The sequence below is a fragment of the Citrobacter sp. Ce006 genome (assembly GCF_030336535.1).
GTDB lineage: Bacteria > Pseudomonadota > Gammaproteobacteria > Enterobacterales > Enterobacteriaceae > Citrobacter > Citrobacter europaeus.
The window spans coordinates 139982-142018 of sequence record NZ_JAOWDO010000072.1; the positions used below are offsets into that span (position 1 = coordinate 139982).

The 2037-nt window shown below is 48.4% G+C and carries 3 protein-coding genes and 1 pseudogene; all 4 read left to right on the plus strand.

Features of this window, described 5'->3' with window-relative positions; all coding sequences use genetic code 11:
• On the plus strand, window positions 1-835 hold an 835-nt coding region (locus OGV94_RS15050; RefSeq protein ID WP_286523708.1), incomplete at its 5' end, for a VENN motif pre-toxin domain-containing protein.
• Window positions 836-840: 5 nt separating this feature from the next.
• Window positions 841-1215, plus strand: a complete 375-nt coding sequence (locus OGV94_RS15055; protein ID WP_000171782.1) for a CDI toxin immunity protein — start codon at window positions 841-843, stop codon at window positions 1213-1215.
• A gap of 9 nt (window positions 1216-1224) precedes the next feature.
• Window positions 1225-1560: a hypothetical protein gene (locus OGV94_RS15060; RefSeq protein ID WP_125461433.1), complete on the plus strand. Its 336-nt coding sequence runs from the start codon at window positions 1225-1227 to the stop codon at window positions 1558-1560.
• A pseudogene (locus OGV94_RS15065) lies at window positions 1502-2037 on the plus strand (hypothetical protein); the annotation flags it as partial. The gene OGV94_RS15060 and the pseudogene OGV94_RS15065, both read left to right, overlap by 59 nt.

Below are 2037 nucleotides of genomic sequence, written 5' to 3' on the forward strand. Positions count from 1 at the left end.
GGCAGGTAATCTGGCCGGTGGTGATTCGAAAAGCACGACAACGGGTGCGCAGTCTGGTAAAAACGCAGTTGAGAATAACTATCTGAGCAGTAAGCAGTTAGATGCCTGGTCCGCTGAAATGAAGTCCTGTCAGGCGAAAGGCGGTGACTGCGGCGGTATTATCAAAAAGTACGAAGAGTTGAGTACGGCACAGCAGAAGCAACTGATCAGCGACTGTGCAGCTAGCCCGGCAACCTGCCAGCAGAAATACGGTGATGTACTGACTGACAGTCTGGCGGTGAAGCAGGCAATAGATCGTGCTCTGGGTGAAGATATCCCGATCAAGATGGTCTACGATCTGACGGCGACTTTTGCGCAGCAAATGCAGGCCGAAGGGGTTGTCGCGACCAACAAAGTCTCGGAAGCACTCCAGAAAGAATACGGTCTGGATGAAGTTCAGGCGGGAATAGTCGCGAGCGCTGCGGCGTCAGCATTTGGGGGAATTAGTAAGGCTAAAGGGAATTCCCAGCCTAAAATTGAACAAATCCTCAAGCCAGAGAAAAACTGGGAAACTGCTCGAAACAAGGCATTGGATCTTGTAGGTAATTTAGGAGCGGACTCTAAGCCAGTTATCGGACGTTTGGAAGTCAGCGCTGGTAATGGGAAAGTCATAGGGCGGCAATCCAGCGACGGAAAAGTTGGTTGGCGTGTTGATTATGATCCTGAAAAAGGCACACACATCAATATATGGGATTACTCGCAGGGTAAAGGCCCTGGAAAAGCGGTGAAGCAAGTCATACCTTTTGAAGGCAATGAAAAGTCTTTTGAAACAATATTGAAACAGCTAAACAGGTAGAGCAAATGACTTTATTTGATGAGTGTCGGGAAGCACTGAGTGCTGATTTTAATATAGTAGAGGGGCTGGCTCAGCAGGAGGCTCTGGGCATTTTAAATAAGTATCCTCTCGCGAAAGGAAGTGTTACTTGGTCAGAGATCAGGCATTCTGATTATGAGAGTTTTGATGAGCTATTGAGTGCAAACTCTGTAAAAAACGATGACATGTTTGTCTTTGCAGATGATGCAAGTATTCCAGTTTTTAGGTCAAATCTAAGATTAATCGCTGAAAATATCTATGACGTAACAGCTTTATCGCCCAAATTATTCATTTTTAATGATGAAGTGATAATACAACCTTTATTCCCAACTGATATGTTCCGTTTAGGAATCAAGAAATAGTGGGAAAGCTTGCAAATCCCGGCCATTATGCCGGGATTTTTTTTGCGCGTCATCTGCCATAGCTTTACACGGTTTTCCTCTCAACAGCGGGACAGGGTAACAACGCAAAAAAAACGTGGAGAAAATGCAACAGGGAAAAACCGCTGTAACTCACGGAAAGCACAGGGCAAAACTGTTTCATCACAGCAATGTGCACAGGATCGAGTTGTTGTTGAGAATAATGCGCTGGCAATCCCAGCTCCGCCGCCACCGGTCGCAGGCAACAATACCGGCGATGCGGTGAACGATGCCAACAGCAACGGCCCTGGACAAGAAGCTGAAAGAAATGAAGGAGGCGCTGGATAAAGCGACCCAGTGTTCCTTCGGTCGGGCCTGTTCTGCTGATGATGTAGGGCAGACAGAAGGGCCGAATGCGGGCAATAACCTGACGGATGCTGAGAAGGCTGAATTTGGTGGTGCAGGTTCAGGAACGCCGGGCGGCTGGGAGCCGCAGGATGAGGAGAATGCGCAGAACAGTCAAAAGCAAAATATTACTGTTGAGGATTTAACCTCGACATCATCGAAGGGGCCTGAAACTACAGGGCGTTCAAAACTTTTCGAAAGAACAGGTGGTAGTAATGCTGCTAATAAAGAGTTCGATGCCTTATCTCCCACAGAAATTAAAGAAATACCAAGTGGAAGGGGCGGTAAACTACCCGATGGGCGAACGGTTAGCGATATTCAGCGGGGTATTCAGGCTGCCGTAGGCGCTCTGCAGGGGCTGGCTGGCGGTGATATTGGCGCGGCGCTGGCGGGTGCATCGGCACCGGAGCTTGCCAATAT